The sequence below is a fragment of the Mycobacterium sp. E796 genome (genome assembly GCF_001672815.1).
Classification (GTDB): domain Bacteria; phylum Actinomycetota; class Actinomycetes; order Mycobacteriales; family Mycobacteriaceae; genus Mycobacterium.
Genome location: NZ_LZKK01000120.1, coordinates 1 through 1,129 on the forward strand (window position 1 = coordinate 1; position 1,129 = coordinate 1,129).

A 1,129-nucleotide genomic window follows, 5' to 3' on the forward strand; every position below is an offset into this window, starting at 1 on the left:
ACCCCGAAGAGGCGCCGATCCACACCGTGAGCGTGGCGCCGTTCGCGGTCGAGCGGCACCCCGTGACCAACGCGCAGTTCGCCGAATTCGTCGCCGCCACAGGCTATGTCACGGTTGCCGAGCAACCGATCGACCCTGCGCTTTACCCGGGGGCGGATCCGAAAGACCTGGTGCCGGGCGCCATGGTCTTCCGCCCTACGCCGGGGCCGGTCGACCTGCGTGACTGGCGCCAGTGGTGGGCCTGGGTGCCCGGGGCCAACTGGAGAAATCCGTTCGGACCGGACAGCGATCTCACGGACCGGGCGGATCATCCGGTGGTGCAGGTGGCGTATCCCGACGCCGCGGCATACGCGCGCTGGGCCGGCCGGCGGCTGCCCACCGAGGCCGAGTGGGAGTATGCGGCCCGCGGTGGAAATTCGGGGACCTACTCCTGGGGGGAGGAAGCGAACCCCGACGGTCGGTTGATGGCCAACACGTGGCAGGGAAAGTTCCCGTACCGCAACGACGGCGCGCTCGGCTGGGTGGGCACCTCTCCGGTGGGGACCTTCCCGCCCAACGGATTTGGGCTGCTCGACCTGATCGGCAACGTGTGGGAGTGGACCGCAACCGAGTTTTCCGCGCACCACCGGCTCGATCAGCCACCGAAGGCCTGTTGCGCGCCGTCGGGTCCCGCGGACCCGAGCGTCAGCCAGACGTTGAAGGGCGGCTCGCACCTGTGCGCGCCGGAATACTGCCACCGTTACCGGCCGGCCGCGCGGTCGCCGCAGTCGCAGGACACCGCGACGACCCACATCGGGTTTCGCTGCGTCGCGGACCGCCCGCGGGGATAGGCTGCCCGGCGCCGGCCGGGCAGCAAACCGGGGCCGGTTCTGCGCCGCACCTCAGGCAGCAAATACGACTAAGGGGTTACCGCGGGGTGGAGGGCGAGTGACGGACCCTGCGTCGTCGCGCGCGGTCGTCGCGAATTCGCTAGCATCGCCACGTGTCGGCCGTAGACGAGCCAGATGTCATCGACGGGGTTGCTGCGACCACCGAGGCCACGGCGACACAGGCCCCGCCCTCCACCCCGCGGTAACCCCTTAGTCGTATTTGCTGCCTGAGGTGCGGCGCAGAACCGGCCCCGGCATAC

The 1,129-nt window shown here is 70.1% G+C and carries 1 protein-coding gene; it reads left to right on the top strand.

All coding sequences use genetic code 11. The annotated features are described in order from the left end of the window. Window positions 1–830: formylglycine-generating enzyme family protein (locus A5706_RS09785; protein ID WP_068129536.1), on the top strand; the 830-nt coding region annotated here is incomplete at its 5' end. Between the last annotated feature and the right edge of the window lie 299 nt (window positions 831–1,129).